The following is a 25,769-nucleotide window of genomic DNA, read 5'->3' as shown; positions in this document are numbered from 1 at the left end:
TCCGGGAGATGAACTCGAACCTCGCCGTCGTCGTGGAGTAGGTTCGCAGTATGACTTCTCCTTCTGAGACTTCCTCTTCTGAAACGTCCCCCGCTGGCCTCGGCGTCCCCGTGGAGCAACTGCGGCAGGCCGTAGACCGGGCCTTTCCTGACACGGTCGAGCGGCTGTGCACGCTCGCCAGCATTCCGGGCATCGCCTGGGAGGCCTTCGATGCCGCAGAGCTGGAGCGCAGTGCCGAAGCCGTCGCAGAGCTGATCCGGCAGAACGGTCTGGAGGATGTGCGCATTCTCCGGGTGCCCCGACCGGACGGTGAGCTGGGCGGCCCCGCCGTAGTGGCCCGGAAGCCGGCTGGCCCCGGCAGACCCACCATCCTGCTGTACGCGCATCATGACGTCCAGCCGCCCGGAGACCCGGCCCTGTGGAACAGCGAACCCTTTACCCCGGTGGAGCGGGAAGGACGCCTCTGGGGGCGGGGCGTTGCGGATGACAAGGCCGGGGTGCTGGCTCACTGGGCCTCGCTGCGGGCCCTGACCGAGGTGCTCGGTGAGCTGCCGGAGCTGGGCATCACGTACTTCATCGAAGGAGAAGAGGAGGCGGGCTCACCGAGCTTCCGCGCTTTTCTCCAGGAGCATCGTGAACTGCTTCAGGCCGACGTGATCGTCGTGGCGGACAGCGCCAACTGGCGGGTGGGCATTCCGGCTCTGACCACCAGTCTGCGTGGCCTGGTCGACGGCGTGATCGAGGTGGAGGTTCTGGACCACGCGGTTCACTCTGGGATGTTCGGCGGCCCAGTGCTGGATGCGCCCACCCAGCTGGCCCGGCTGCTCGCGACCTTACACGATGACGACGGGGCGGTGGCGATCGAGGGTCTGCACCGAGGGCCGGAGCCGACTGTCGATTACCGGGACGCTGATTTCCGGGCTGACGCTTCCGTGCTGGAGGAGCTGGAGCTGGCCGGGCGCGGCAGCCTGACCTCGCGACTCTGGGCCCAGCCAGCGCTTTCCGTGATCGGCATCGACGCGCCAGCCATCGCGGTGAGTTCCAATACGATCGTGCCCAGGGCGCAGGCGAAGGTCAGCCTCCGGCTGGCTCCAGGGCAGGACCCCGTTGCGGCCGAGGAAGCGCTGAAGCGCCATGTCGAATCCCATGCTCCGGCCACCGCCAGGGTGCGGTTCATCCCGGGGGAGCGCGGGCAGGCCTTTGCCACCGACACGTCAGCACCGGCCGCGCAGGACATGTTGTGGGCCTTGAGCACCGCCTGGCAGGCCGATGCCGTGGAGGCGGGGATGGGTGGTTCAATCCCGTTTGTTGCCGATCTGGTGGAGCTCTTCCCGCAGGCACAGATCCTGATCACCGGTGTGGAGGATCCTGATTCCCGCGCGCACAGTGCGAATGAATCTCTGCATCTGGCCGAGTTCCAGCGGGCCATTCTGGCCGAGGCCTTGCTGCTGGCCAGACTGAATGGTCGCTCCGGGGGAGCCGCTGATTCTAAGGGAACAATCGGCGACGGCCCATTGTTGAAGCCATCAATTGACCGGTAGTGGCAGGTGGCCTGCAGTGGCCGCCTTCGCCGGGGCTTCGACCAGAAAGCCTCATGGGATGCACGGCGTACCATAGAGGTGTACCGAGAGTAAGGAAAGCAGCATGAGCTCCACGACTGAAGTAGTCGAGACCGAATTGCCGACGCACGGAGTGGCGTTGAGCGATGTCGCGGCCGGTAAAGTCCGTAGCCTTCTGGAACAGGAGGGGCGCACCGATTTGCGATTGCGAGTCGCCGTGCAGCCCGGCGGATGTTCTGGGTTGATCTACCAGCTGTACTTCGATGAGCGAGTGCTGGACGGCGATGCCGTTCGTGATTTCGACGGCGTCGAGGTCGTGGTGGACAAGATGAGCGTCCCGTACCTTGAGGGGGCGAGCATCGACTTCGAGGACACCATCTCCAAACAGGGGTTCACGATCGACAATCCCAATGCGCAGGGCTCCTGCGCCTGCGGTGATTCCTTCCACTGATCCGCACGTAAAACACCCTGCGAATGGCCCGGTTTTCCGGGCCATTCGTGCGTTCCAGGGCCGAGTCGCTGACTCACTGGACAGGGTGTGCGCAAAAAGTTCCCGGGCGCGGTAAGCTCTAAGGGAATGCCCTCTACAGGCAGTAGTAGAACTCAGTTTTTGAAGATATCTGGCCGCCGTTTCGGCCCAGGCCAGAAGCAACAACAGGAAGGGCCGTCTGTGAGTTCGCAGAACCGAAACGGCAGCCGTTACACCAAGATGGTGGCGGTGATTGCCACCGGGCTGATCACAGCATTCGTGCTGTCGGCATGTACTCCCGAAGCGAAGAATGGCTGGTTGCCCAGCGAACCCGGAGTCACCAACCACACAGGATCCGTTATTGACCTCTGGGTCAATTCCTGGATCGCTGCGCTGGCAGTCGGTGTGATCACCTGGGGCCTGATCATCTGGTGCATCATCGCCTACCGTCGCCGCAAGGACACCGTGGGGTACCCCCGGCAGATTTCGTACAACCTCCCGCTGGAGGTCTTCTACCTGACGATCCCGCTGTTCATGGTGCTGGTGTTCTTCTACTTCACCGATCGCGACCAGCAGGCGATCGACGCCCGGGATCCCAACCCTCAGGTGACCATCGACGTCCGCGGCAAGCAGTGGTCCTGGGACTTCAACTACGTGGCGGGTAACGACGTGAAGGAAGCCGTGTACGACGGCGGCGTGCAGGTCACGCTCGGCAACGGCCCGGTTGATCTGAACAAGATCCCCACTCTCTACCTGCCGGTCGGCAAGACCGTGGAGCTTCAGCTCAACTCCCGTGATGTGATCCACTCCTTCTGGGTTCCGGCCTTCCTGCAGAAGCGGGACATGATCCCCGGCAAAACGAACTACATCACGTTCACTCCCCAGAAGGAGGGCACCTTCGATGGTAAGTGTGCTGAACTCTGCGGTGAGTACCACTCGGAGATGCTATTCCGGGTGAAGGTAGTCTCGGAGCAGGAATTCCAGGCACATTTGGCTGATCTGAAGAAGGCCGGCAACATCGGCAACCTTGGCGATCAGTACAACCGCAATCCAAACCTCAACGAGAAGAAGTAAGGGGCTCGGACAGGTGTCGACCTACGAATATTCAGCCACCGGCCACGCCGGTATCGAGGCTCCGGTGGTTCCGGTCTCCAAGGGGCGCATCGTCGTCAACTGGATCACCTCGACCGACCACAAGACGATCGGGTATATGTACCTGATTGCCTCGTTCATCTTCTTCTGCATCGGTGGGGTGATGGCCCTGCTGATCCGCGCCGAGCTCTTCGAGCCCGGTATGCAGATTCTGCAGACCAAAGAGCAGTACAACCAGCTCTTCACCATGCATGGCACGATCATGCTCCTGATGTTCGCCACCCCTTTGTTCGCCGGGTTTGCCAATGTGGTGATGCCACTGCAGATCGGTGCTCCTGACGTTGCCTTCCCGCGACTGAACGCGCTGGCCTTCTGGTTCTTCCTCTTCGGCAGCACGATCGCGGTTTCCGGATTCATCACTCCGCAGGGCGCAGCGTCCTTCGGCTGGTTCGCCTATGCGCCCCTGTCGAACACCACTTTCACGCCCGGTGTCGGCGGCGACCTCTGGGTCTTCGGTCTGGCGCTTTCCGGCTTCGGAACCATTCTGGGTGCGGTCAACTTCATCACCACGATCATCTGCATGCGTGCCCCTGGTATGACGATGTGGCGTATGCCGATTTTCACCTGGAACACCCTGGTGACCGCGATTCTGGTCTTGATGGCCTTCCCGCCTCTGGCTGCCGCCCTGTTCGCACTGGGTGCTGATCGACGCTTCGGAGCTCATATCTTTGACCCGGAGAATGGCGGCGCCATCCTGTGGCAGCACCTCTTCTGGTTCTTCGGCCACCCCGAGGTGTACATCATCGCCCTGCCGTTCTTCGGCATCGTCTCCGAGATCTTCCCGGTGTTCAGCCGCAAGCCGATCTTCGGTTACAAGGGTCTGGTGTACGCCACCATCTCCATCGCAGCGCTCTCGGTCACGGTGTGGGCTCACCACATGTACGTCACCGGTTCGGTTCTGCTGCCGTTCTTCTCCTTCATGACGATGCTGATCGCGGTCCCGACGGGCGTGAAGTTCTTCAACTGGATCGGCACCATGTGGCGCGGATCGATCACCTTCGAGACACCCATGCTGTGGAGCCTCGGCTTCCTGGTGACCTTCCTCTTCGGAGGGCTGACCGGCATCATCCTGGCCTCGCCGCCGCTGGACTTCCACGTCTCGGACACCTACTTCGTCGTGGCGCACTTCCACTATGTGGTCTTCGGCACTGTGGTGTTCGCGATGTTCGCCGGATTCTACTTCTGGTGGCCCAAGTGGACCGGCAAGATGCTCAACGAGCGTCTGGGTAAGATCCACTTCTGGCTCCTCTTCCTGGGTTTCCACGGCACCTTCCTGATCCAGCACTGGCTGGGCGTCCTCGGTATGCCGCGTCGTTACGCGGACTACCTGCCGCAGGACGGCTTCACCTGGATGAACCAGTTCTCCACGATTTCCTCCTTCGTGCTGGGCGCTTCGCTGATTCCGTTCTTCTGGAACGTGTACATCACCTGGCGGTCCAAGAAGAAGGTCACGGTGGATGATCCCTGGGGCTTCGGTGCCTCGCTGGAGTGGGCTACATCCTGCCCTCCGCCGCGGCACAACTTCACCTCGCTGCCCCGTATCCGCTCCGAGCGTCCCGCGCTGGACCTGCACCATCCCGAGCTCGCCCAGTGGGCCGCTCCGAAGCATGAACTCGTCGCCGTAAGCGGCTCGACATCGGAGGAGTCCAAGTGAAGGTTGAGTCAAAGCTCTTCTACATGGGCATCCCGTTCTTTCTGATCGTGGATGTGGTCTACGCCTTCATGACCAACTGGTCTGAATGGGTCGGCATTCTTGGGATCCTGCTGGTGGCTGGTCTGGCCGCCATGATCGGGTTCTACCTGGCTTTCACCGCCCGGCGCGTCGGCGACCGTCCTGAGGACCGTCCTAATGGTGAGATCTACGAAGGCGCCGGCGAGCAGGGCCACTTCAGCCCATGGAGCTGGTGGCCACTGGTACTGGCCTCAGCCTGCGCCTGTGGCTTCCTCGGACTTGCTGTGGGCTGGTGGATCGTCTTCATCGCCGCAGGTCTGGCCGCCATCGGTCTGGTCGGCTGGGTCTTCGAATACAGCCGAGGCGATCACGCACACTGATTGACCTGAGCACTCGGTTCTGAGCGTTACATGCCGGAGGGCCCGCACTGACAGTGCGGGCCCTCCGGCATGTAGCATTAATTTTGTTCGGACAGAAAGGTTCCCAACTCCTCCAGCATGAGGCCGATGGCGCTCTGATCCTGTTGCTGGACGCCCACCAACTCCGCATCGTCCACGCTCAGATAGACAGCGTCGCCATGCGCGAAGTCTGCGGTCATGACTTCCAGGAGGCTGCGCGCATCGGCCTCCCTCGGTCTGGAGCCATCCGTGGGCTCCTGGACCGCCCGGATGCGTACCGGAAGCGCCGTCTGGGTGACAGCCCGGACGAATTCGGCTGCTGGCCGGGCGTGCAGGCCGATGGCCGAGCCGATGACTGTTTGACGCATGAGCATTGCTCAGGTTTCCTCTCTGGACACGACGGTGCAATGGCGAGTTCCCGGAAGCGAAACTCGCCGGTGATGACCCCCGACGCCTAGGCTTACCCCATGGCAATACGGCTGCGGATCACCGGCGGGATCGATCGGACATCAACCGTTCCAATTTACCGCCAACTGGCTGACTTCCTGCGCGCCTACGCCGCGAACGCGAAGCATGACGCGTTGCTGCCCTCGGAGCGCGAACTCTGCGCCCACTTCGGCGTCGCCCGGATGACCGTGCGCCAGGCCATCGATCTTCTCGTGGCGGAGAACCTTCTGGAACGCGTGGTGGGGGTGGGCACCTATCTGCGGCGCCCCAAGCTGGACCTTCAGGTGAAGCTGACCTCGTATTCGGAAGAGATGCAGCGTCGGGGGATGGTGCCGGACGCCAAGGTCCTTGATTTTGAGCTGATCCCGGCTGGGCCTGCGATCGCCCGGGAGCTGCAGCTGGGCGAGTCACAGCTGGTGGTGCGGTTCCGTCGTTTGCTGCTGGCCGACGGAGCCCCCATGAGCGTCGATGAGAACTTCATTCCGGCCTATCGTGTCCCTGGTATCACGGAGGAGCCACCTCCCAGTTCCCTCTACAACGTGCTGGGTGAGCGGTACGGCCTGGTGATGGAGTGGGGAGAGGACATGATCGAAGCGGCTGCAGCGAACCCTGTCCTGGCCCGACAACTGAAGGTGGATGCCGGCTCGCCTCTCCTGAAGATCCAGCGCCATGCCTTCGTCTCCGGGATCGTCGTTGACTATTCGGTCTCCTACTACCGGGCGGACCGCTACAAGCTCTGGGTGCCCCTTCAGCGGCCCGGGGTACGGAGCACACGCCAGATGCAGGCCCGTCGTCGCGGCTGAAGGGCAGCCAGCAGTCTGGGAAAGCCTGCACCGATATGACTTCGAACCGGCATGCCTACACACAGAAGAGGGTGGACTCCGCTGTAGCGGAGTCCACCCTCTTCTGTCAGACCTGACTAGTGAGTCAGCGCCTTATCATTGGCCTCCAGGGCCTCGTGATCGGCGTGCTCCTCATGGTGTGCATGCTCCAGGGCTGCACGGTATTCGGTGGGTGTCACCGGGGCAACACGGTCCTCGAAGAACCAGCGGGAGAACAGAGCGCGTCGCTTCTCCTTGCGGTCCACGATGCCCTTCGCGTTGGGCTGGCCAGGCAGCACGGTGGGGGATTCAAAGCTGACCAGACGGTAGCGCTTGAACTCATCGAGCTGAGCGTGCTTTTCCTTGTACTCGCCGTGGGGGAGTCGGATGATACGACCAGTCTCCCGGCCGTGCAGCACGATCTCACGGTCCTTGCGCTGCAGCGCCAGAGCGATGCGCTTAGCCACCTGGTAGCCGATGACCGGGCCGATGAAGAACAGTGCGCGCAACCAGTAGGTCACGTCGTTCAGCGAAACGTGGAAGTGGGTTGCGATCAGGTCGGAGCTGGCAGCTGCCCACATGACGCAGTAGAAGACGATGCCGGCCACACCGATTCCGGTACGGGTCGGCGCGTTGCGCGGGCGGTCCAGCACATTGTGAACACGATCGTCGCGAGTGATCCACCGCTCGATCCAGGGGTAGGTGAACAGCACCGTGAACACGATCCCGGCCGGCACCAGAGCGGGCAACAGAATGTTCAGCGACAAGGTGTTTCCACCCCAGGGAGTGGGGATGTGGTATTCGAAGGGGAAGTCCCAGAGCCAGCCCGGCATCAGGCGCAGAGCGCCGTCCACCCAGCCGATGTACCAGTCAGGCTGCGTACCCGCGGACACCGGTGAGGGGTCGTAGGGGCCATAGTTCCAGATCGGGTTGATCGTGAAGGCCGCTGCCATGATGGCGACGATGCCGAAGACGATGAAGAAGAAGCCACCGGCCTTGGCGGCGTACACCGGGCCGAGCGGGTAGCCGACCACGTTGTTGTCGGTGCGACCGGGGCCCGGGTACTGCGTGTGCTTGTGCACCACCACCATGAAGAGGTGGATCACCACCATCAGCAGGATGATGGCCGGAATCAGCAGGATGTGCAGTACGTAGAGGCGACCAATGATGGCCGATCCCGGGAACTCGCCACCGAAGAGGAAGAACGAGATATAGGAACCGATGATCGGGATCGACTTGATCACGCCGTCGATGATGCGCAGACCGTTGCCGGAGAGCAGATCATCGGGGAGCGAGTAGCCGGTGAAGCCTGCCGCCAGGGACAGGATGACCAGCGTGCCACCGACCACCCAGTTGAGTTCGCGCGGCTTGCGGAAAGCACCGGTGAAGAACACACGGAGCATGTGGACCGCCACCGATGCCACGAAAAGCAGAGCCGCCCAGTGGTGGATCTGGCGGATGAACAGGCCACCGCGGACATCAAAGGAGATGTTCATCGAGGAGGAGAAGGCCACTGAGGTTTCAGCGCCCTTCAACGGAACATACGAACCGTGGTAAATGGTCTCCGCCATCGAGGGGTCGAAGAAGAAGGTCAGGAAGGTGCCCGAGAGCAGCAGGATGACGAAGCAGTACAGCGCCACCTCACCGAACATGAAGCTCCAGTGATCCGGGAAGACCTTACGGCCGAACTCCTTGAGAATGCCGGAGCCACCGACGCGCTGATCGACAAAATCGGTGATTCGCCCCACCTTGGTGCTGGGGGTGAATGTGGAATCAGTTGTTGCGCTGCTCATGATCAGCCACGCTCCCAGTAGCTCGGACCGACAGGTTCATGGAAATCGCTCTGCGCCACCAGGTAGCCCTCGGAGTCCACCGCGATCGGCAGCTGGGGCAGCGCCCTGTTGGCCGGGCCGAAGATGACCTTGCATTCCTGCGTCAGGTCGAAGGTTGACTGGTGGCAGGGGCAGAGCAGGTGGTGGGTCTGCTGCTCGTAGAGTGCCACCGGGCAACCGACGTGGGTGCAGATCTTGGAGTAGGCAACGATGCCGTTGTAGCCCCAGTTTTCGCGACCGGGCGAGGGATGAAGCTCATCAGGATTCAGCCGCATCAACAGAACGACGGCCTTGGCCTTCTCGTTAAGCTTGTTCTCCTTGAGCTCGTTGAGCCCATCGGGGATGACGTGGAACGCGGAACCGATGGTCACATCGGAGGCCTTGATGGGCGTACCGGTGGGGTCGCGCACCAGACGGGTGCCCTCTTTCCACATGGTGTGACGCAGCTTGTCGACATTCAGCGTCTGGTCCAGATCGCGGAACATGATGATCGCCGGAAGAGGTGCGATGGCGATGGCGCCGATCAAGGTGTTGCGGATCAGCGGGCGACGCTTGATGCCGCTTTCCTCAACGATCGTGTCAACGATCTGCACGGCTTCCTTGCGGTCCTCTTCAGTACGCAGAGGGTGCCGCTCTTCGATGACCTCATGATCGGGCATCAGGCTCTTGGCCCAGTGCACGATGCCGGTGCCGATGCCGAGCATCGCGAAGGCGGTACCCAGACCGAGCAGCAGGTTCTGCAGACGCAGAGTCCCGACGGTCTGATCGAGATGCACGCCGAAGTAAGCAAAGAAGGTCAGCAGAGTGCCCAGCACCGAAATGCAGAACAGAATCACGACCTGGCGTTCGGCACGCTTGGCCGCCCGCGGGTTGGTGTCTGCCAGGCGGGGGCGGTGCGGTGGAAGTCCGGGGTTGTCGAACTTCTCCGTCATCGCTTGACCAGCCTTAGCTTCGACGTCCGACCCTGTCGGCCTGTCGTCACTATGCTCGCCCATTGTCCTTCTTCCTTCTAAGATCCCGAGCGGTCGGGAAGTACTTCACGAGTGGGGTCCTGAGGTGATCAGGAGGTTCTGGAGGTCAGCCAGATGGTGAAAGCAATCACCATGCCGAGACCGGCAATCCAGACGAAAAGACCTTCTGAGACCGGGCCAAGCGCGCCCAGGTCAGCTCCACCGGGAGAACCGTTCGCCTCAATCGTCTTCAGGAAGGTGATGATGTCACGCTTACCCTCGGGGCTGATGTTGGCGTCGTTGAAGACCGGCATGTTCTGCGGTCCGGTGATCATCGCTTCGTAGATGTGCTGAGGAGTGACCCCGTTCAGGGTTGGCGCGAACTTACCCTGGGTCAGAGCGCCACCGGCAGCGGCGGCGTTGTGGCACATGGCGCAGTTGACGCGGAAGAGCTCGCCGCCTTCGGTCGCATTTCCCTTGCCGTCCAGGAACTCAGCGGACGGGATGGCGGGGCCGGCTCCCAGGCTCGCCACATAGGCGGCAAGCTGCTTGGTCTGCTCTGCGTTGAACTGCTGCGGCTTCTGGTAGGCCTGAGGTCCCTGCATCTGCAGGGGCATACGACCGGTTCCAACCTGGAAGTCAACCGCGGCTGCGCCCACGCCGACCAGCGAAGGGCCTGCTGCGCTACCGCTGGCTCCCATACCGTGGCAGGTGGCGCAGTTGGCGGTGAAGAGCTTCTCGCCTTCTTTGACGTCATCGGCGCTGTACGTAGCGGTCTCAGCTTTCGCCTGGTTGACCGTCGTCGCGATGCTATAGAGACCACCGGTCACCAGTAGGCCCAACAACAGCAACGAAAGAACCGCCAGCGGATGCCGCCGCTTCTGTGATAGTGCCCTCACCTGGTCGTTCCTTTGCTTCTCGATCCGACGGCCGCTGAGTAGTAGCCGTCCCAGTCTGTAGTAATGTGCAACGCCCACAGGGGACGCCATGGCTTATTTGAGGACATAGATGACCAGGAAGAGGCCGATCCACACCACATCGACAAAGTGCCAGTAGTAGGAGGTGACAATCGCGCTGGTGGCCTCAAAGTGTCCGAACCGCTTGGCGATGTACGCCCTGCCGATGATGAACAGGAAGGCGACCAGGCCGCCGATGACGTGGAGGCCGTGGAAACCGGTGGTCATGTAGAACGCTGAGCCATAGGCGTTGGCGTTGAGCGTGACGTGCTCGGAGGTCAGCATCGCGTATTCAGTCGACTGGCCGGCGACGAAGATCGCGCCCAGGATGAAGGTCAGGATGAACCACTCGTTCATCCCCCACTTACTGAAAGCGAACAGTCCACCGGTGCGGCGGGGCTGCAGCCGTTCGGCGGCGAAAACACCCATCTGGCAGCTGAAGGAGCTGGAAACCAGAACGATGGTGTTCACCAGGGCAAAGGGGAAGTTCAGCTTGGCTGTTTCCTCCGCCCAGAGTCCACCTGAGGTGGATCGCAAGGTGAAATACATGGCGAAGAGGCCCGCGAAGAACATGAGTTCACTGGAGAGCCAGACCACCGTGCCGACCGAAACCATGTTCGGCCGGTTGAGGGTGGGGTGCGCCGGGGTGCCTGATGCTTGAGTCACAGATGTCACAAAGACATTATGTCGGTAAAACCGCCCAGTGCCCAATGCGAAATGCCCTGGCAGGCATCTTTTTCTACAAACGCACGAAATCGACCAGAAGTTCCCGGATCGGCCGGGGGATGCGGGGCCTGATCCGACCTCCGATTCACATTGGCTGGAGGATGGACTCCCTCGATACCATCAGGAGGTGACTGTTGCCCCGAACCCGAGTGGTCCATCCTCCCCGAGCTGGCCGATGCTCCTGACCGAACTGATCGCCGGCAGGAATCTGAGTCGGGAACAGACCAACTGGGCAATGGATGTGATCATGTCCGGCTCCGCCACGGATTCTCAGATCGCAGGCTTCCTGGTAGCGCTGCGGGCCAAGAAGGAAACCGTGGAGGAGCTTGCCGGACTGGCTGACGCCATGCTGGAGAAGGCGAACCCGTTGCCCTTTGACGGTGAGGCGCTCGACATCGTGGGTACCGGGGGAGACAGGCTGAACACCGTCAATATCTCCACCATGGCCGCCCTGGTCTGCGCCGGGGCCGGGGTGCGCATCGTCAAGCATGGCAACCGGGCGTCATCGTCGACCACCGGCTCGGCCGATGTACTGGAGGCTCTGGGGGTCCGGCTGGATCTGCCCATCGATTCCGTGGCGCATGCCGCCGCAGAAGTGGGCATCACCTTCTGCTTTGCGCAGGTGTTCCATCCCTCGTTTCGCTACACCTCGGTCCCACGGCGCGAGATGGCCATTCCCACGGCTCTGAATTTTCTGGGCCCACTGACGAATCCTGGCAGAGTGAGCGCCTCGGCGGTGGGAGTGGCCGATGCGCGGATGGCACCCCTGCTGGCCGGCGTGCTGGCAGAGCGTGGCAGCCGCGGACTGGTGTTCCGGGGAGATGACGGGCTGGATGAGTTGACCATCACCACGAGCTCGCGGGTGTGGGAGTTCCGGGAGGGCACGGTCACTGAAAGCACACTTGACCCCCGTGAACTCGGCCTGCCTCTGGCACAGATTTCCGATCTGCAAGGCAAGGATGCCACCTATAACGCGGAGACCGCCCGTGAACTGCTCCGCGGAAAGCCGGGGCCGGTGCGCAATGCGGTGTTGCTCAATGCCGCTGCCGGACTTGTGTCCTTCGATGCGGAGAGCTCGGGTCCGCTGGAGGAGCGCATGCGGGTGGCTCTGCAGGTGGCAGGTGAGGCCGTCGACAGCGGCGCAGCCGCGCAGGCCCTGGAGCGTTGGGTGGCCTTCAGCTCAGCCCAGTAGCATCAGTGCTCACATCGCCTGAGTGACCGATGACCCACGTGGCAGAGGGTCAGTGTTCGAAGCCGAGCGAAAAGGCAGCGTCGAGGTCGTGCCGAGAGTAGGCCCGGAAAGAAATCTGAGTGCTCGTGGTCTGCACACCGTCCACCTTGGAGAGCCGATCGGCGATCACATCTGCCAGATCATCGTGGCGACTGACCCGGGCGACAGCAATCAGATCCCATTCCCCGGTGACCGAATAGACCTCGCTGATCCCCGGAATCTCAGAGATCTCCTGAGCTGCTTCAGGAATGCGGTCGACGCGGGTCTTAATCAGAACAAATGCAGTGATCACGAGATCAGGGTAGCTCAGTTTGCGGCCCGGCGGCGGAGGATCAGGCCGGCAATCAGCCGATGTCCGAGCAGGAAGACCGCCAGCACCACGGTGGCGACGATGACGAAACTGATCTCCGCCGTTTTCCCCGTCAGCAGGCGCAGGACGACGCCGCCGATCACGGTGATGATGACCAGGCAGACGCCATGGGGCCACACACGCAGCGGAGCCTGCCACAATCGTGCGACGAGCCAGCCCAGAAGCGCGCCGGAGAGAAACGGCCAGGCCGTGGCCAGGGCCCCGAGAATCGGATCGCCCTCCTGATGGCTGCTGCGCCCGATGACGGCAAAAAGCAGGATCAGCACCATATCGGCCACGATGGCATACAGCACGCGCCCGGTGGAGGAGGTGCTACGTTGCCGATCTTCCTCCGGGTGGGCTTCCTCCGGATGGGTTTCCTCTGGATGGGGTTGGGCCGCCGGGCTCAACTCAGGGGATTCGTCAGAAGGCACGTCAGGGGAAGTCACGCTGGCAGGCTAGCAGCGTCTGCGCCGGGACGGTGAATCGCGGCCTGCTGGCGAGCCTCGATATTCCTGGTCTTCGGCAGCGCGTTCAGCCCCGCAACGCCCGATCAGCCGCGCAACACGGCTGCGGTGAGGACGTTCGGCGCTTCCTGCGCCAGATCCTTGCCAACATGCGGGATGAGTTCCCACTGCGCCTGCGGTGCGGCACGCTCGGCCTGCTCCAGCCAGTCGGCTCTGCCTCTCGCCCGGGGCATCGGGCCCGCGTCTGCAGCGAGCAGCACCCGCACCGGCATCGACAGTGTCGTCAGCTCAGCAACCGTGAGGCTGGAGCCTGCGTCTGCACGGCGAAAGCCGATAGCTGCGCGTCGATAGCCTGCAAGTACGGCAGGCTCGCTGGAGTGGTGCCCGGTGCCAGGGAGCAGTTCGCGGAGCAGCGTCCGGACCGCGTGTCCCCATTGCCGCAAAGTCAGCAGGCGCGGGTGACTGTCGGCAAACCATGGCTCGACCAGGGTCAGTCGGCGCACCCCGGGATTGCGGTGGGCGAAGGTTACCGCGGTCGATGCCGCACTGCCGGAGGCGAGCAGGTGGAACCGGCGGGGAGCCGGATTGAGCTGTCTCAGGACGGCATCGAGCCATAAGGAGCCCTGGTGGCCTGGGTGCGGACGCGAGGCTCCGGCCTCACCCAGGGTGTCGATCACGATCACCCTGTGCTCGAGCGCCAGCGCGGGAATGACCCTGAACCAGCTGAAAGCGGGGGAGGCGACTCCACCAAGCAGGACCACGGTCCGTCGCACCCGACGCGTAGGATTTCCGCCCGCAGGCCCCTCGTAGTAGCGCACGGTGCCCGCGCTGGTGCTCAGGTCCGAAGGGGCAAACCCCTTCGGCATCAGCGCATTGAGAGCACGTTGATATGCCCGGTCATGGCGCTGCTGCGACTCGATGCTGGTGAATCCTGTTCTGGTGGGCGTTGATGCTTCCATGGCGGTATGAGACCTTCCCGTCGGAGTCTTTCCAGACTATCGACTCCGTTCCCGGCATCCCTCAGGAGTCTCGGAAACCTATTGACAAGAAAAGTTGTCGGTGAAAGAGTGGGATTCATGCAGGAGTTGATGGTGATCAACGATCCTCGGGCCGCTGAAGCCTCTCTGGACCCCCGGCGGGCGGCGTTGCTGGCAGCGCTGAAGGAGCCGTCCTCGGCAAGTCGACTGGCCGAGCACTTTGACCTGAGCCGACAGAAGATCAACTACTACCTCAAGTCGCTGGAGGAGTATGGTCTCATCACGGTGGTGGAGGAGCGGCGCAAGGGGAACATGACGGAGCGCGTGATGCAGGCGTCCGCTGCCAGTTACGTCATCTCCACCGAACCACTCCGTGGTCTGGCGCCTGATCCTGGTGACGCTCCGGACCGCTTTTCGGCTCGATGGATGATCGCACTGGCAGCCAGACTGATTGAGGATCTCAGCACCCTGATGCGCGGAGCTCAGGCGACCGGGCAGAAACTTGCCACCGTGGCACTGGATGGCGAAGTGAGCTTTGCCTCCCTGGCTGATCGCGCAGCATTCACCGAAGAACTGAGCGTCGGGATCGCCACCCTGCTGGCAAAGTACGACCGCCCTCACGCCCCACACGCCCGGAAGCATCGACTGATGTTCGCCCTGCACCCTTCGGTCACCCGACCGGTACCTGAATCTTCGGCTTCCGCCGATTCCTACCTACAGATGCTCGATTCAACCCAGGAAGGTCATCATGAGCAGGACATTTGATATCAGGACCGAAAACCATCTTGACGCCAGCCCGGAGGTGGTCTGGGATGCCGTGACCACAGGAAACGCTGGCTGGCTCTGGCCCATGGAGGTCGAACCCCGGCAGGGCGGCAGCGGCCCCTTCGGCAGCAAGGTGACCGCCTGGGAGCCTCCGCGTCACTTCGCCAATCACCTCGAGACTCAGGAGGGGTTCTACAACACTCTCGACTACGGCATCGAGCCCGATGGCGATGGCGCCTGGATCCGCTACCAGCACGCGGGCATCTTCCTGCAGGATCTGGACGATGACCAGTGGGCTAATCAGTACGATGGCGTGCGTCTGCATACCGATTTCTACCAGCACACCCTGGGCCAGTACGTGAAGTACTTTCCCGGACGCAGTGCTGCTTTTGCCGAGGTGCGGGGTCCGGAAGCCTCTGGCGCACCTGATGCCTTCCTCCGGGTTCTGGAGGCAGTGAAGGCAACCGAAAATGGCGTGCCGGTAAGCTTCCAGGTACCAGGCAAGGGGCTGGTGGAGGGCACAGTGGACTACCTCACCGATCACTTCCTGGGCGTGCGAACCTCCGAGGCGCTGTACCGATTCTTCGGACGCAACGCCTTCGGCGACGTCGTCGGCCTCACCGTTCACGAGTTCGGGGAGGGCGCCCAAGCTGACGGCGAAGCCTGGCAGGAGTGGCTCAACGGGCTGTACGCGGCGTAGGAGCAGGAGTAGCTAGAGGATCTGCCGGGCGTTGCTCCGGGCCAGGTCAATGAGCTCATCGCCCTTGCCGGACATCACCGTTCGCAGGGCGTACAGGGCGAAGCCTTTGACCTGCTCCGCGGTGATCGCCGGTGGAATCGAGAGCTCCTGGCGCTCGGTGACGACATCGATGACGGCCGGGCCGTCGTGTGCGAAGGCCTCGGCCAGGGCACCCTGAAGGTCAGCCGAGTCTTCCACCCGGATCCCCTTAATCCCCAGGGATTCCGCGACAGCGGCAAAGTTGGGGTTCTCCAGGTCCGTGCCGTAGGTGACAAATCCGGCCGCCTTCATCTCCAGTTCCACGAAATTCAGTGACGAGTTATTGAAGATGACCACCTTGACCGGCAACCGGTTCTGGGTCAGCGTGATCAGCTCGCCGAGCAGCATGGCCACGCCGCCATCACCGGCCAGCGCCACCACCTGGCGATCCGGGTAGCTGGCCTGCGCACCAATACTCTGTGAGAGCGCGTTGGCCATACTGCCGTGGTTGAAGGAGCCGATGATGCGCCGCTTGCCGTTGACCCGCAGATAGCGGGCCGCCCAGACCACCGGCGAGCCGACATCGGGAATGAACACCGCGTCCTCGCTGGCCGCCTCATCGACCAACCGGGCCAGATACTGAGGATGAATGGCCTGGCCTTTGCCCCGGGGCGTCGCCAGGTCATCCAGTCGTTTGCGGGTCTTCGCATAGTGCGCCACAGCTGATTCCAGATGCTTCCCCGGTGACTTCGCCTCAAGCCGGGGGAGCAGCTCGGCCACGGTTTCCCGCACTCCGCCACGCATTCCCAGGCTGATCCGCGTGCGCCGACCCAAGTTCTCGCCCCGGATGTCGACCTGAATGATCGTGGCCTTCTCCGGGTAGAACTGCGGGTAGGGGAAATCGGAGCCCAGCACCAGCAGGGTGTCGCAGGACTCCATGGCCCGATACCCCGAGGCGAAGCCGAGCAAGCCGGTCATACCCACATCGTAAGGATTGTCGTACTCGATGAATTCCTTGCCCCGCAGCGCATGCACGATCGGAGCCTGCAGCACCCGCGCCAGCTCCACGACCTCGTCATGGGATCCCTGGACTCCGGCCCCGGCCAGGATGGTCACCTTGGAGGAGCGGTTCAGCAGGACTGCGGCGTGATCCAGCTCCGCAGCGGAGGGGATGATGTCCGAGTGGGTCGGCAGGATGGCGCTGATCGGCTGCTCCGACGCCCTGGAGAGCGCGACGTCGCCGGAGATCACCACCACGGCTACACCGCGCCGCTCAATGGCGGTGCGCATCGCGATGTTCAACACCCTGGGCATCTGATCCGGCGTCGACACCTGTTCGACAAACACGCTGCACTCACGGAAGAGCTCCTGAGGATGGGTCTCTTGGAAGTAACCCGTGCCGATTTCCGAGCTGGGGATGTGCGCGGCAATGGCCAGGACCGGGACCCGGGAACGCTGCGCGTCGTAGAGTCCGTTGATCAGGTGGAGATTACCCGGACCACAGCTGCCCGCACAGACGGCCAGTTCACCGGTCAGCTCGGCCTCCGCGGCGGCCGCGAAGGATGCGGCTTCTTCATGGCGAACGTGCACCCATTCAATGCTCGGCGTGACACGCAGGGCGTCGGTGAAACCGTTGAGCGAATCACCCGGAATCCCATAGACGCGTTTCACTCCGCTGGCCGCCAGCGTCTGAACGATGGTGTCTGCCACTGTGCTCATGGTGCTCTCCTCGTGGTTAGTCAGCCCCGTTCCGAGTCTAAGCAGTTGTCGGACAAAAGTGCTGTGAGGTGAACCACTCGGTGGCGTTCGGCCCTGACGGTGTTCAGCCCTGGGTGGCCGCCCACTCAGCGACCCGGCGGGCGCTTTCCTCGAAGGAGAGATCCTCGACGCGGGTCATGATGGACCAGCGGACGCCGTAGGGATCGAGGATGGAAGCAAAGCGATCGCCGGTGACGAAGGTGGCGGGCGGTTCGCGGAGCGTGGCGCCGGCGGCGACGGCCGCCTCGGTGGCCCGATCCACCTGCGGAACATACACGGCGAGGGAGAAGCTACTGGGCGCACCCTGCTGCGGTGCGGCCAGACCGTAAGACTCGATCGGATCACTGAGCGTCAGCATGCCGGAACCGAAATCCAGCACGGCGTGGGCAACCGCATCGCCGTCGGGGAAGGTGGTCAGGTCCAGCAGCCGGGCACCGAAAGCCGAGACATAGAAGTCGATGGCGGCGCGCGCGGGGCTGACCACCAGATGCGGTGTCAGCGAAGTGCTGCCGTGAGGGATGCCGTTCGTCGTATGGGCACCAGTCACACCGGTTGTGTTCGAATCTGTGGGTGAGGAAGAGTGGGTATCAGTCATAGTTCCAACCTAGGGATGCGAGCAGGTTCACTCTTGTACTTTTGCGTCAGTTCTTGGCCGCCCCTGTTGCCCCGGGGCCTGTGGTGACCCACTCCAGAGGGCACCTCAATCCGGGTCAGCCCGAGGTCGTGTTCGACCGCTTCGAACTGGCCGCCACCTACTCTGAGCTGGTGCGGCACGTCTGGGTGGCACGCTGGGACGTGCCGCCCGGCGTCGTACGTACCCAGTATGTGCTGACCTACCCGACGTTCAATCTGGTCCTGACGCACGGAGAGGCTGCGCTGTACGGGCTGGACCCCATGCTGTGTCGCCATGCACTGGAGGGGAACTCGTGGTGTGTGGGCGTGCTCCTGCGGCCGGCCGCAGGAATGCTGCTGACCGGCACAGCCGCCAGCGAGCTGGTGGGGCGGGGCGAAAGGCTGGCCACGCCGCCGCGGCTGGCCCTGCTGGATGAGGATTCAGTGCAGGACCGGGCCGTGGTCAGCTCGGTCCTGCAGGAATGGCTCGCGCCACTGGTTCCCCGGCTGGACGAACCCGCGCACATGGTGAACAGCGCCTGTCGGATCGCAGAGGAGGACCGAGAGCTGCTGCGCAGTGCGGACCTTGCCTCCCAGATGGGTGTCTCGGTGCGAACTCTCGAACGCCTGACCCGACACTATCTGGGCGTCTCACCCAAATGGTTGATCGACTGCCGCCGGATGCAGCAGGCGGCGACCGCACTGTTTGACGGCAGCCGCGACATCGAGCTCTCCGCGCTGGCTGCCGGGCTGGGGTATTTCGATTACCCGCACTTCTCCCGTCGCTACCGGCAGGTGATGGGGGAAACTCCGGAGCAGACCCGCCAGCGTGCGCAGGCCCGTCGGCGTGAGCGCGACGGCTCCGCTCCGCGTCTTCAGGCGCCCAACTGATGGAGGATGGCCGACCGGTCCCGCCGGTAGATCAACGCATGATCGAGGAACTCGGGTCGTCCTGTGGCGGCAGCACGCCCGTCGGTGAACCGGGCCAGGTCGTCCAACCGCAGCGCCATCATTCGAAGAACATCGTCCCGTTCATAAGGCACGCCGTAACTGTTCAGAAGCTCATTCAGCCGGGCCATGCGTTGGCCAGCAGAGGGCGCCGCTGGGCCTGCATCCTCGACCCATGGCACCAAGCGGTAAGCCAGATAGGCCAGATCCCAGAGGCGCGGCCCGGGAGAGGCAGTGTCAAAGTCGATCAGGCCCACCAGATGCCCGTCTTGGAACACCATGTTGTAACTCGCAACGTCGTTATGGCAGATGACTTCCACCGGCTCATGGACAGGGCTTTGCCAGAGCACGGGTTCGTCCCGCATCTCTTCCAGCAGCGGCACACTTGCGTCGTGGACGCGGCGCAGGAGCGCACCTGCTTCCCGGAGAATCCGGGGTTCCCAGAGCCAGTCCGGTAGCGGGTAATGCCCGACGACGCCCGGCAGGTAACTGAGGACCTCGCGACCCTGCTCATCCAGACCGAGTGGCACCGGGGTCTCACTCAGACCGGCGTCACGGAGCCTGCTTAGCAGGCGGTGAACCGCAGGTGTCCACGGTCCGGCCTCGCGGCGCACGGTGTCGCCTCGACGGGTCACGATGGTGGAGTTTCCGCCGGGAAGCTCGGTTTCGTCCTGGGTCGCCTCTTCCTGGGAACTGCCCTGAGGGTTCATCCAGGAACCGTATCAGGAAGGCCCTATGGTAGGTGCCCGCAGTGCGGCGGTTGATGCCAGAATGAGCTATGGCTCAAATTGTTGTCTACGGTCACGCCCAGGTATTGCGCCCGAGAATTCCGGCGCAGACTCATGGCGAATATTTCCGGGCTCGGCATTTCGGTTCAGGACATCGAGATCACTATCACCGAGACGCCGCGTGAAAACTGGGGTATCAGAGGCTTGCCCGCGGACGAGCTGGATCTCAATTACCCGGTGAGCGTCTGATGTTCTTTCCGGGCCTGCCCGGACACCCGGCTACCCGCCGAGCGCCGGCAGCAACCCCTTGGCGGCCGCCATCGTGCGCGCGATCAGGAGCGTTGGGTCAACAATGTCCCCGGCCACGATGAGTTCATCAAGGTGCCGCAGCGGCATCCGGACCAGCCGCACCTGCTCCGCCGGGTCATCAAGGGACGCCGTTCCTTGCGAGGTGGTGGTGCAGCCAAAGACGTGCACCGGCCAGGCGACACGCCCAGGGTTGACGTAGAAAGTGTGCAGTAGCTGCAGATTGTGGGCAACAAGGCCCAGTTCCTCTTCAAGCTCTCGCCGTGCTGCCGCAGCCGGTTCCTCACCTGCATCGCCAGCGCCGCCGGGCAGATCAAAGATCCACCGGTCGATCGGGTACCGGTACTGGCGGGTCAGCAGCACCTGCTGGCCGTCGTAGACCAGAGTCGCAGCGGCGAAGGGGATGCTTTCATCCACCTCATATGCCGCGGTTGAGCCGTCCGGCAACACCACCGCGTGCTCGGTCACCAGCATGCGCCCTCGGTAGGACGTACGCTTGCTGGTGGAGAGCCATTTCTTCTCCATCAAGGCGTCATTAGACATGGTTCGAGCATTCCACACCGCAGGCGTCGAAAGGGGAGTGCTACCCGCCGAGCGGAATGACCTCACGATGCTCGCCGCCATCAAACCAGACAAATTCCAGATCTGACACCGTCTCCTGGAGGAGAAGGGGAAGCACCCGGGTCAAGGAATCATGGGCCGCTTGCCATTCATCATCACTGAGTTCTGCGCCATAGGCCACCGAGAGATGGAAGACCCAGTCCTCCAGGCTCAGTTCACCCACCCGGGTGAAGTCGGTGGCATTGAGCGTCTCGGTCAGCCCAGAGTAGGCAGCCAGCAGCGATGGAGTCCGTGCAAGACGAAGGACCACAATCCTGAACGGCGGCGGAAATCCGTCGATGGCGGCGACGGCCAGGTCAATCGGAGCTTGCTCAGCCGCCCATTCGCGGGCTGCCTGTTTCAGATCTTCCACTCGCTCCGGTTCGGCAAATCCGCGCAGAGTGACGTGTCCGGTGTTCGGATAGGTCACCACAGGAGGAAGGATGGTTCGAGCCGCATCCTGGGCCTCGAGGTAGAGGTCCATCACGGCAGCCCGCGGGCGCAGCACGATGAACTGGCGCCCTTCCAGAGAGGCCAGCAGCGCCGGGTCGGTCATGAACGCCTGCGTCACGTTGGCTCCTCCAGAGATCAGCGAACCTGAAGAATATCTCACAACGACGGCCAGAGTGGGACCACCGGGGTGCCGGATCACTATGCTCAGACCTGTGCCTTTGCTTCTCCTGGATCTGGACAACACGCTGGTCGATCGTGCGGCAGCGTTTCGTCGCTGGGCCGAAGACTTCGTCGGCGTCCACGGGGCGGGGAGCGAGGCGGAGATCGAGTGGCTGGTGGATGCCGATCGGGATGGCTACGAATCACGGGATCGACTCCTGCAACTCATGGGGGAGCGGTTTGGCCTGAGTCCGCTGGCGCTGGGCCAGCTTGAGCAGGACTTGCGCCAAGGCATGGCGGACCGGCTGATCGTGGATGCCCGGATCCCGGAGGCTTTGCGCGCAGCCAGGGATGCCGGTTGGGTTCCCTTTGTAGTCACCAACGGGGCCGTCCAACAGCAGGAGCGGAAACTTCGTGTGACAGGGCTCGATGCCGAAGTGGCTGGCTGGGTCATCTCTGAAGCAGCGGGTGTGATGAAACCGGACCCCCGTATTTTCCAGGCTGCGGCGGAAGTGGCTGGCTGGTCACTGAGCGACGCCTGGATGATCGGAGATTCGGCGGAGGCAGACATCCAGGGCGCGTACTTGCTGGGGTTGCCGAGCATCTGGGTTGACCGCGGCCGGACCTGGCAGCACGCGTCATTCGCACCGACCTTGGTGGCCTCAGATTGTTCAGACGCCATTCATCTGCTGCTCGGGATGAGTCGCTCTAAGACTGGGCCGCCCAATGGAATTTCCCGCGCGTGAATTGCGGAATGATGACAAACAGGACGCAACAAGCAAGGAGAGCCATGGAGTTCAGTGGTGAGCGAGCTCGACGGGATGCAATGGAACAGGAGGCCCAGGCAATTCTGCCGGACTACGTTTACGGATACTTTTCTGCTGCCGCAGACGACAGTGAAGCGGTACGGGATGCAGCAGCCCAATGGGACGCAGTGCGATTCCGCCCCAGGGTACTCACCGGCTGGTCATCGCGCCTGACAAACACATCGGTGCTCGGAGTGCCGCTTCAAACTCCGATTCTTGCTGCACCCATGGCCCAGCAAAATGCAGCCACACCGCTGGGCGAAATCGCCACCGCCCGCGCTGTCCGTCGAGTCGGATCATTACTGGGCGTTTCGACTAACACCGCCATCCCTTTCGAGCAGATTGCAGCTGAGGGTGTTCCTTGGTGGTTTCAGGTCTACGTGATGAAAGACAGGGGCCTGTCCAATGCACTGGTTGAGCGGGCCGCAGTGGCAGGAGCGAAGGCTCTGATTCTCACGGTTGACACCACGCGACTGGCAGCGAGCAAACTCATGATCGACCCGCAACTGTGGCCGGAGTCGCCACGAAAAGCACGCCTGGCCAACCTGTTGCAAGAGGACCTCGCAGGCCTTCCCGAGGACGCCACCAACGGTGCAACAGATCTCAGTCTGGAGGTGATCAGCAACCTACGGGAACGTGCCGGGTTAGACGTCGTCGTCAAAGGAATTTTGCGTGCAGACGATGCCCGCAGGGCTGTGGACGCAGGTGCCTCCGGCATCGTGGTCTCCACTCACGGGGGGCGTCGACTCGGTAAGTCAGTCACCTCAATCCAGGCATTGCCCGAGGTCGTACAGGCCGTTGGCGGCGAGTGCGAAGTATACGTGGACAGCGGTATTCGCTCCGGCGACCATGCGGCAACTGCACTGGCCATGGGTGCCCAGGCGGTTTTCGTCGGCCGCCCCTTGCTCTGGGGACTGTCCGTTGGAGGCGAGCAGGGCGCGACGCAGGTCCTCGAGCAGCTGACTGAGGACCTCGGCGTCGTCCTGGCCGCCATCGGCGTCGATTCCATCCGCGAACTCACACCAGATCTTCTGTGGCCTGCTTCCACCAGCCACGATTCGACTCCGTGCGCGCGTTGCCTCCTATGATCGTCTGGCTCAACGGCACCCACGGCGTAGGCAAAACGACGACGAGTGCACTCGTGCAGCAGTTGATTCCTCATTCGCGGGTGCTTGATGCCGAGAAGGTGGGAGAGACACTGATGGATATCAGTCCAGGGCTGCCCCAGACCGACAATTTTCAGCACTGGCTGCCGTGGCGACAGCTCGTTGTGGAGACCGCTCATCGCGTCCTCGCCTACACCGGGGGCACTCTGGTCATGCCGATGAGCGTTCTGGTGGAGGACTACTGGCGCGAAATCAGTGCTGGCCTGGCGCACTATTCCATCCCGGTCAGGCATTTCGTTCTCCACGCTGACCAGGACACCCTGCGCCGCCGCATCACCGAGGATGCCGTTCTGGGCATCTCCGCCTTCCGTCTCAAGTATCTTGAGCCCTACGCAGAGGCAAGTCGCACCTGGCTCCATGATGAAGCGGAAGTCATCGACACCACGCACCTCACTCCGGCTCAGGTCGCCCGGCAGATTGCAGATGCAGTGAAGCTCTAAGCCACTGTGCATTGGTGCAGTGCCCGGCTTGACTAGGATGTCGGGATGGTCGATTCACTGGGAGGCATTTTCCTCAATGGCACCGTGGGTGCAGGTAAAACCACCGTGGCCGACCGCCTGGGTGATGCCCTCAAACAACGCGGGATCGCCCACGCCATCGTCGATCTGGATGCCATCCGGCGGGCCTGGCCCGCACCCCTGGGTGACCGATTCGGTCATGAACTGGAGCTGGCCAACCTGAAGGTGATGGCTGCCAACTATGCCCTGGCAGGCATCGACACCTTCGTACTGGCGGGCGTCATCGAGGATCCGGCGGAGATCGAGCGCTACCGCCAGGCTCTGGGCGGCAGGCCGCTGCTGATCTGCCGGATCACTGCCCGAGAAGCTGTTCGGCGGGCGCGGCTGGCTGCCCGCCACCAGGATGATCCGCAGGGGCTCGAATGGCACCTGCATCGCACCACGGAACTGGAGGGCCTTCTGGTGGAGACCGCGCTGGATGATATGGTTCTGGACTCATCCGACAGATCTGCCGACGCCGTGGCCGGAGAAATCCTTGACCTCTGGATCCGTCATGGGGGAGAGGCAGGTCTTCAGGGCTGAATCTTCCCGTCAGCTGGCGCGTGCAGCTCATCCCGACGGCGGCTCAGGTAGGCAACCTCGGCGCTGTTCCCCGCCAAGCCGATGGCGGCATCGTACGCGGCGCGTGCCTCCCGTTCCCGCCCCGCCCGGCGCAGTAGGTCGGCGCGAGCGGCGTGATAGGGGTGATAGTCCGCAAGTTCGGTGCTGAGAGGTTCGATGAGCGCCAGCCCCACCGAAGGCCCATCCAGCTCGGCGACGGCGATGCCCCGGTTGAGTGCGACGACGGGGGAGGGATCGAGGTGGGCAAGCTGATCGTAGAGCGCCACAATCTGGCACCAGTCAGTATCGCCCATGGTGCGGGCTGAGGTGTGAACGGCGTTGATCGCGGCCAGAATCTGATACGGTGCGGGAGCCACTCCGGAATCCAGGCGCTCCCGGATGATCCGATGTCCCTCGGCAATCATCGCCACGTTCCACGCCTGGCGGTCTTGATCGGCCAGTGGAATGAGCTCCCCGTGTGAGGACATCCGCGCAGCGCTGCGGGCCTCCGTCAGCAGCATCAGTCCCAGAAGGCCCGCCACTTCGCCATCTTCCGGCAGCAGGGAACGGAGCATCCGGGTGAGACGGATCGCCTCGGCCGTCAGTTCCGGACGCAACGGATCGCTGGAAGGACCGGTGGCCAGATAGCCCTCGTTGAAGATGAGAAAAAGCACCGCCAGCACGCCGGAGAGGCGCATAGGAAGATCCTCCGCCTCAGGGACTCGGTAGGGGATGCGGTTGGCTTTGATTTTGGCCTTCGCCCGCGTGATTCGCTGCGCGAGAGCACCTTCCTGGACCAGAAAGGCCTGCGCGATCTCCGGCACGCTCAGACCGCCGATCAGGCGCAGGGTCAGCGCCACGCGGCTGTCCATGGCGAGCGCCGGGTGAGCGCAGATGAACATCAGTCTGAGCCGATCATCGTCGATCGCGCCCCGTGGCTCCGATGCCGGGTCGCCGTACATTCTGTTTGCCTCCCGATGCTTGTCATCGCGCTTATTCTCGCGCCGGAGTCGGTCGATGGCCTTGCGGTTGGCTGTGGTGGTCAGCCAGGCGCCGGGGCGCGGCGGAACGCCTTCAGCGGGCCACCGTTCGACGGCTGTGGCGAAGGCTTCGGCGGCTGCTTCCTCGGCGACATCGAGGTCGCCAAAACGTCTGGTCAGTGAGGCAACCACGCGGGCCCACTCCAGGCGGTGAGCCTGAGTGATCGCCTCACTGACTTCAGCGCCGGACACGGATCTTAGAGCTCCGGCTCCAGGAACGGCCGGAGCTCGATTTTCCGGTTACAGGCCCTGGACCCTTCGGCGGCGAGCTTAAGCGCGACATCGAGATCCGGCGCTTCAATGATCCAGAATCCGCCCAGGTGCTCCTTCGACTCAAGGAATGGCCCGTCGGTGACGAGCGAGCCCTCGCGCCGATTGTCGACGACGGTTGCCGTGCTGGGGGAGTCCAGGCCACCGGCAAAGACCCAATGGCCATCTTTTTGAAGTTGCTCATTGAAGACATCGATGGCGGCCATCTCAGCGGCATCGGCGGAGCCAGTATGGTTTTCCCGAACATTACCGGGCAGGAATTCCTCGATCACGGTCATCATGAATTGCATCTGTCGATCATCTCCTGTGCTGGGGCGGCACCCCTGATGAGTGGCCGCTCATCAGTACTACGAACGGCTTTCCTCTCATCCGACAC

The 25,769-nt window shown here is 62.9% G+C and carries 30 protein-coding genes; 15 read left to right on the top strand and 15 right to left on the bottom strand.

Annotation, left to right across the window (positions count from 1 at the left end; genetic code table 11):
- The first annotated feature begins 50 nt into the window (after nt 1-50).
- The 5 genes from QQM37_RS02095 (at nt 51) to QQM37_RS02075 (ending at nt 5,232) form a co-directional block, all read left to right on the top strand.
- On the top strand, nt 51-1,541 hold the full coding sequence (locus QQM37_RS02095; protein WP_285724520.1) for a dipeptidase: 1,491 nt from the start codon (nt 51-53) through the stop codon (nt 1,539-1,541).
- A gap of 103 nt (nt 1,542-1,644) precedes the next feature.
- On the top strand, nt 1,645-2,010 hold the full coding sequence (locus QQM37_RS02090; protein ID WP_285724518.1) for a HesB/IscA family protein: 366 nt from the start codon (nt 1,645-1,647) through the stop codon (nt 2,008-2,010).
- A 219-nt stretch (nt 2,011-2,229) separates the two neighbouring features.
- Nucleotides 2,230-3,102 (top strand): aa3-type cytochrome oxidase subunit II, encoded by an 873-nt coding sequence (gene ctaC, locus QQM37_RS02085; RefSeq protein WP_285724516.1) that lies wholly within the window; start codon nt 2,230-2,232, stop codon nt 3,100-3,102.
- 13 nt (nt 3,103-3,115) lie between these two features.
- Nucleotides 3,116-4,834 (top strand): aa3-type cytochrome oxidase subunit I, encoded by a 1,719-nt coding sequence (ctaD, locus tag QQM37_RS02080; protein ID WP_285724514.1) that lies wholly within the window; start codon nt 3,116-3,118, stop codon nt 4,832-4,834.
- Nucleotides 4,831-5,232: a cytochrome c oxidase subunit 4 gene (locus tag QQM37_RS02075; protein WP_285724512.1), complete on the top strand. Its 402-nt coding sequence runs from the start codon at nt 4,831-4,833 to the stop codon at nt 5,230-5,232. Before ctaD ends, QQM37_RS02075 begins: the two co-directional genes overlap by 4 nt.
- Before the next feature lie 77 nt (nt 5,233-5,309).
- On the opposite strand, the gene QQM37_RS02070 is transcribed toward QQM37_RS02075, so the two are convergent.
- Nucleotides 5,310-5,618: an HPr family phosphocarrier protein gene (locus QQM37_RS02070; protein ID WP_337250226.1), complete on the bottom strand. Its 309-nt coding sequence runs from the start codon at nt 5,616-5,618 to the stop codon at nt 5,310-5,312.
- Nucleotides 5,619-5,717: 99 nt separating this feature from the next.
- Between QQM37_RS02070 and QQM37_RS02065 the strand changes: the two genes are divergently transcribed.
- Nucleotides 5,718-6,500 (top strand): GntR family transcriptional regulator, encoded by a 783-nt coding sequence (locus QQM37_RS02065; protein ID WP_285724508.1) that lies wholly within the window; start codon nt 5,718-5,720, stop codon nt 6,498-6,500.
- A 116-nt stretch (nt 6,501-6,616) separates the two neighbouring features.
- Here QQM37_RS02065 and qcrB read toward each other — a convergent pair whose 3' ends face one another.
- From qcrB to ctaE, 4 genes are all read right to left on the bottom strand, one after another.
- On the bottom strand, nt 6,617-8,311 hold the full coding sequence (gene qcrB, locus QQM37_RS02060; protein ID WP_285724506.1) for a cytochrome bc1 complex cytochrome b subunit: 1,695 nt from the start codon (nt 8,309-8,311) through the stop codon (nt 6,617-6,619).
- A gap of 2 nt (nt 8,312-8,313) precedes the next feature.
- Nucleotides 8,314-9,345, bottom strand: coding sequence for a cytochrome bc1 complex Rieske iron-sulfur subunit (gene qcrA / locus QQM37_RS02055; RefSeq protein ID WP_285724504.1), 1,032 nt, complete (start codon nt 9,343-9,345; stop codon nt 8,314-8,316).
- 65 nt (nt 9,346-9,410) lie between these two features.
- On the bottom strand, nt 9,411-10,199 hold the full coding sequence (gene qcrC, locus QQM37_RS02050) for a cytochrome bc1 complex diheme cytochrome c subunit (RefSeq protein ID WP_285724502.1): 789 nt from the start codon (nt 10,197-10,199) through the stop codon (nt 9,411-9,413).
- Between the two features lie 93 nt (nt 10,200-10,292).
- Complete coding sequence (ctaE, locus tag QQM37_RS02045) at nt 10,293-10,931, bottom strand: aa3-type cytochrome oxidase subunit III (RefSeq protein ID WP_474198333.1); 639 nt, start codon at nt 10,929-10,931, stop codon at nt 10,293-10,295.
- Between the two features lie 226 nt (nt 10,932-11,157).
- Between ctaE and trpD the strand changes: the two genes are divergently transcribed.
- Nucleotides 11,158-12,174, top strand: a complete 1,017-nt coding sequence (gene trpD / locus QQM37_RS02040) for an anthranilate phosphoribosyltransferase (protein WP_285724577.1) — start codon at nt 11,158-11,160, stop codon at nt 12,172-12,174.
- 49 nt (nt 12,175-12,223) lie between these two features.
- Here the strand turns inward: trpD and QQM37_RS02035 are convergent, their stop codons facing one another.
- The 3 genes from QQM37_RS02035 to QQM37_RS02025 all read right to left on the bottom strand — a co-directional run bounded on the left by QQM37_RS02035 (nt 12,224) and on the right by QQM37_RS02025 (nt 13,988).
- Complete coding sequence (locus QQM37_RS02035) at nt 12,224-12,505, bottom strand: Lrp/AsnC family transcriptional regulator (protein ID WP_285724498.1); 282 nt, start codon at nt 12,503-12,505, stop codon at nt 12,224-12,226.
- Between the two features lie 14 nt (nt 12,506-12,519).
- Complete coding sequence (locus QQM37_RS02030) at nt 12,520-13,011, bottom strand: DUF3054 domain-containing protein (protein ID WP_337250225.1); 492 nt, start codon at nt 13,009-13,011, stop codon at nt 12,520-12,522.
- A 104-nt stretch (nt 13,012-13,115) separates the two neighbouring features.
- Nucleotides 13,116-13,988, bottom strand: coding sequence for an alpha/beta fold hydrolase (locus QQM37_RS02025; protein WP_285724496.1), 873 nt, complete (start codon nt 13,986-13,988; stop codon nt 13,116-13,118).
- Nucleotides 13,989-14,105: 117 nt separating this feature from the next.
- Between QQM37_RS02025 and QQM37_RS02020 the strand changes: the two genes are divergently transcribed.
- Entirely contained in the window at nt 14,106-14,771 is a 666-nt protein-coding gene (locus tag QQM37_RS02020; RefSeq protein ID WP_285724494.1) for an ArsR/SmtB family transcription factor, read from the top strand.
- The gene (locus tag QQM37_RS02015; RefSeq protein ID WP_285724492.1) at nt 14,755-15,471 is read left to right on the top strand and encodes an SRPBCC family protein; all 717 of its coding nucleotides are present in this window, start codon (nt 14,755-14,757) and stop codon (nt 15,469-15,471) included. Before QQM37_RS02020 ends, QQM37_RS02015 begins: the two co-directional genes overlap by 17 nt.
- Before the next feature lie 12 nt (nt 15,472-15,483).
- Here the strand turns inward: QQM37_RS02015 and poxB are convergent, their stop codons facing one another.
- Together poxB and QQM37_RS02005 are read right to left on the bottom strand one after the other, a co-directional pair.
- Nucleotides 15,484-17,208 (bottom strand): ubiquinone-dependent pyruvate dehydrogenase, encoded by a 1,725-nt coding sequence (poxB, locus tag QQM37_RS02010; RefSeq protein ID WP_285724490.1) that lies wholly within the window; start codon nt 17,206-17,208, stop codon nt 15,484-15,486.
- 103 nt (nt 17,209-17,311) lie between these two features.
- Entirely contained in the window at nt 17,312-17,794 is a 483-nt protein-coding gene (locus tag QQM37_RS02005; protein ID WP_337250224.1) for a VOC family protein, read from the bottom strand.
- 131 nt (nt 17,795-17,925) lie between these two features.
- On the opposite strand from QQM37_RS02005, the gene QQM37_RS02000 reads away from it, so the two are divergent.
- Complete coding sequence (locus QQM37_RS02000) at nt 17,926-18,750, top strand: helix-turn-helix domain-containing protein (RefSeq protein WP_285724486.1); 825 nt, start codon at nt 17,926-17,928, stop codon at nt 18,748-18,750.
- Here the strand turns inward: QQM37_RS02000 and QQM37_RS01995 are convergent.
- The gene (locus QQM37_RS01995; protein ID WP_285724484.1) at nt 18,735-19,517 is read right to left on the bottom strand and encodes an aminoglycoside phosphotransferase family protein; all 783 of its coding nucleotides are present in this window, start codon (nt 19,515-19,517) and stop codon (nt 18,735-18,737) included. The two genes, QQM37_RS02000 and QQM37_RS01995, sit on opposite strands and share 16 nt — an antisense overlap.
- A gap of 78 nt (nt 19,518-19,595) precedes the next feature.
- Between QQM37_RS01995 and QQM37_RS01990 the strand changes: the two genes are divergently transcribed.
- Nucleotides 19,596-19,784: a tautomerase family protein gene (locus tag QQM37_RS01990; RefSeq protein ID WP_337250223.1), complete on the top strand. Its 189-nt coding sequence runs from the start codon at nt 19,596-19,598 to the stop codon at nt 19,782-19,784.
- A 30-nt stretch (nt 19,785-19,814) separates the two neighbouring features.
- On the opposite strand, the gene QQM37_RS01985 is transcribed toward QQM37_RS01990, so the two are convergent.
- Both QQM37_RS01985 and QQM37_RS01980 read right to left on the bottom strand, forming a co-directional pair.
- A complete protein-coding gene (locus QQM37_RS01985; RefSeq protein ID WP_285724481.1) occupies nt 19,815-20,384 on the bottom strand; it encodes an NUDIX hydrolase in 570 nt (189 codons plus the stop codon).
- A 40-nt stretch (nt 20,385-20,424) separates the two neighbouring features.
- The gene (locus tag QQM37_RS01980) at nt 20,425-21,012 is read right to left on the bottom strand and encodes a 2'-5' RNA ligase family protein (protein WP_285724480.1); all 588 of its coding nucleotides are present in this window, start codon (nt 21,010-21,012) and stop codon (nt 20,425-20,427) included.
- A gap of 94 nt (nt 21,013-21,106) precedes the next feature.
- Between QQM37_RS01980 and QQM37_RS01975 the strand changes: the two genes are divergently transcribed.
- From QQM37_RS01975 to QQM37_RS01960, 4 genes are read left to right on the top strand one after another with little or no spacing between them, the layout of a single operon-like run.
- Nucleotides 21,107-21,799 (top strand): HAD family hydrolase, encoded by a 693-nt coding sequence (locus QQM37_RS01975; protein ID WP_285724478.1) that lies wholly within the window; start codon nt 21,107-21,109, stop codon nt 21,797-21,799.
- Nucleotides 21,800-21,843: 44 nt separating this feature from the next.
- Nucleotides 21,844-22,947 carry an alpha-hydroxy acid oxidase gene (locus QQM37_RS01970; RefSeq protein ID WP_285724476.1) on the top strand — a complete coding sequence of 368 codons (1,104 nt, stop codon included), beginning with the start codon at nt 21,844-21,846 and terminating at the stop codon, nt 22,945-22,947.
- Entirely contained in the window at nt 22,944-23,465 is a 522-nt protein-coding gene (locus QQM37_RS01965) for an AAA family ATPase (protein WP_285724474.1), read from the top strand. Before QQM37_RS01970 ends, QQM37_RS01965 begins: the two co-directional genes overlap by 4 nt.
- Before the next feature lie 45 nt (nt 23,466-23,510).
- The gene (locus tag QQM37_RS01960; RefSeq protein ID WP_285724472.1) at nt 23,511-24,065 is read left to right on the top strand and encodes an AAA family ATPase; all 555 of its coding nucleotides are present in this window, start codon (nt 23,511-23,513) and stop codon (nt 24,063-24,065) included.
- On the opposite strand, the gene QQM37_RS01955 is transcribed toward QQM37_RS01960, so the two are convergent.
- Nucleotides 24,056-25,315, bottom strand: a complete 1,260-nt coding sequence (locus QQM37_RS01955; RefSeq protein WP_285724471.1) for an RNA polymerase sigma factor — start codon at nt 25,313-25,315, stop codon at nt 24,056-24,058. The genes QQM37_RS01960 and QQM37_RS01955 overlap by 10 nt on opposite strands.
- A 5-nt stretch (nt 25,316-25,320) precedes the next feature.
- On the bottom strand, nt 25,321-25,683 hold the full coding sequence (locus tag QQM37_RS01950; RefSeq protein WP_285724469.1) for a YciI family protein: 363 nt from the start codon (nt 25,681-25,683) through the stop codon (nt 25,321-25,323).
- Nucleotides 25,684-25,769: the final 86 nt, after the last annotated feature.

Source organism: Psychromicrobium xiongbiense (genome assembly GCF_030271165.1).
Classification (GTDB): Bacteria; Actinomycetota; Actinomycetes; order Actinomycetales; family Micrococcaceae; genus Renibacterium; species Renibacterium xiongbiense.
Note: the sequence above shows the minus strand (reverse complement) of the source record. Positions and strands in the feature narration are given on the sequence as shown.

Coding starts and splice junctions, on each gene's coding strand:
- QQM37_RS02095 (WP_285724520.1), top strand. CDS start 51: ATGACTTCTCCTTCTGAGACTTCCTCTTCTGAAACGTCCCCCGCTGGC.
- QQM37_RS01965 (WP_285724474.1), top strand. CDS start 22,944: ATGATCGTCTGGCTCAACGGCACCCACGGCGTAGGCAAAACGACGACG.
- QQM37_RS01985 (WP_285724481.1), bottom strand. CDS start 20,384: ATGTCTAATGACGCCTTGATGGAGAAGAAATGGCTCTCCACCAGCAAG.
- trpD (WP_285724577.1), top strand. CDS start 11,158: ATGCTCCTGACCGAACTGATCGCCGGCAGGAATCTGAGTCGGGAACAG.
- poxB (WP_285724490.1), bottom strand. CDS start 17,208: ATGAGCACAGTGGCAGACACCATCGTTCAGACGCTGGCGGCCAGCGGA.
- QQM37_RS02070 (WP_337250226.1), bottom strand. CDS start 5,618: ATGCGTCAAACAGTCATCGGCTCGGCCATCGGCCTGCACGCCCGGCCA.
- QQM37_RS01950 (WP_285724469.1), bottom strand. CDS start 25,683: ATGCAATTCATGATGACCGTGATCGAGGAATTCCTGCCCGGTAATGTT.
- QQM37_RS01960 (WP_285724472.1), top strand. CDS start 23,511: ATGGTCGATTCACTGGGAGGCATTTTCCTCAATGGCACCGTGGGTGCA.
- QQM37_RS02015 (WP_285724492.1), top strand. CDS start 14,755: ATGAGCAGGACATTTGATATCAGGACCGAAAACCATCTTGACGCCAGC.
- QQM37_RS02020 (WP_285724494.1), top strand. CDS start 14,106: ATGCAGGAGTTGATGGTGATCAACGATCCTCGGGCCGCTGAAGCCTCT.
- QQM37_RS01995 (WP_285724484.1), bottom strand. CDS start 19,517: ATGAACCCTCAGGGCAGTTCCCAGGAAGAGGCGACCCAGGACGAAACC.
- QQM37_RS02025 (WP_285724496.1), bottom strand. CDS start 13,988: ATGGAAGCATCAACGCCCACCAGAACAGGATTCACCAGCATCGAGTCG.
- qcrB (WP_285724506.1), bottom strand. CDS start 8,311: ATGAGCAGCGCAACAACTGATTCCACATTCACCCCCAGCACCAAGGTG.
- QQM37_RS01970 (WP_285724476.1), top strand. CDS start 21,844: ATGGAGTTCAGTGGTGAGCGAGCTCGACGGGATGCAATGGAACAGGAG.
- QQM37_RS02065 (WP_285724508.1), top strand. CDS start 5,718: ATGGCAATACGGCTGCGGATCACCGGCGGGATCGATCGGACATCAACC.
- qcrA (WP_285724504.1), bottom strand. CDS start 9,345: ATGGGCGAGCATAGTGACGACAGGCCGACAGGGTCGGACGTCGAAGCT.
- QQM37_RS02090 (WP_285724518.1), top strand. CDS start 1,645: ATGAGCTCCACGACTGAAGTAGTCGAGACCGAATTGCCGACGCACGGA.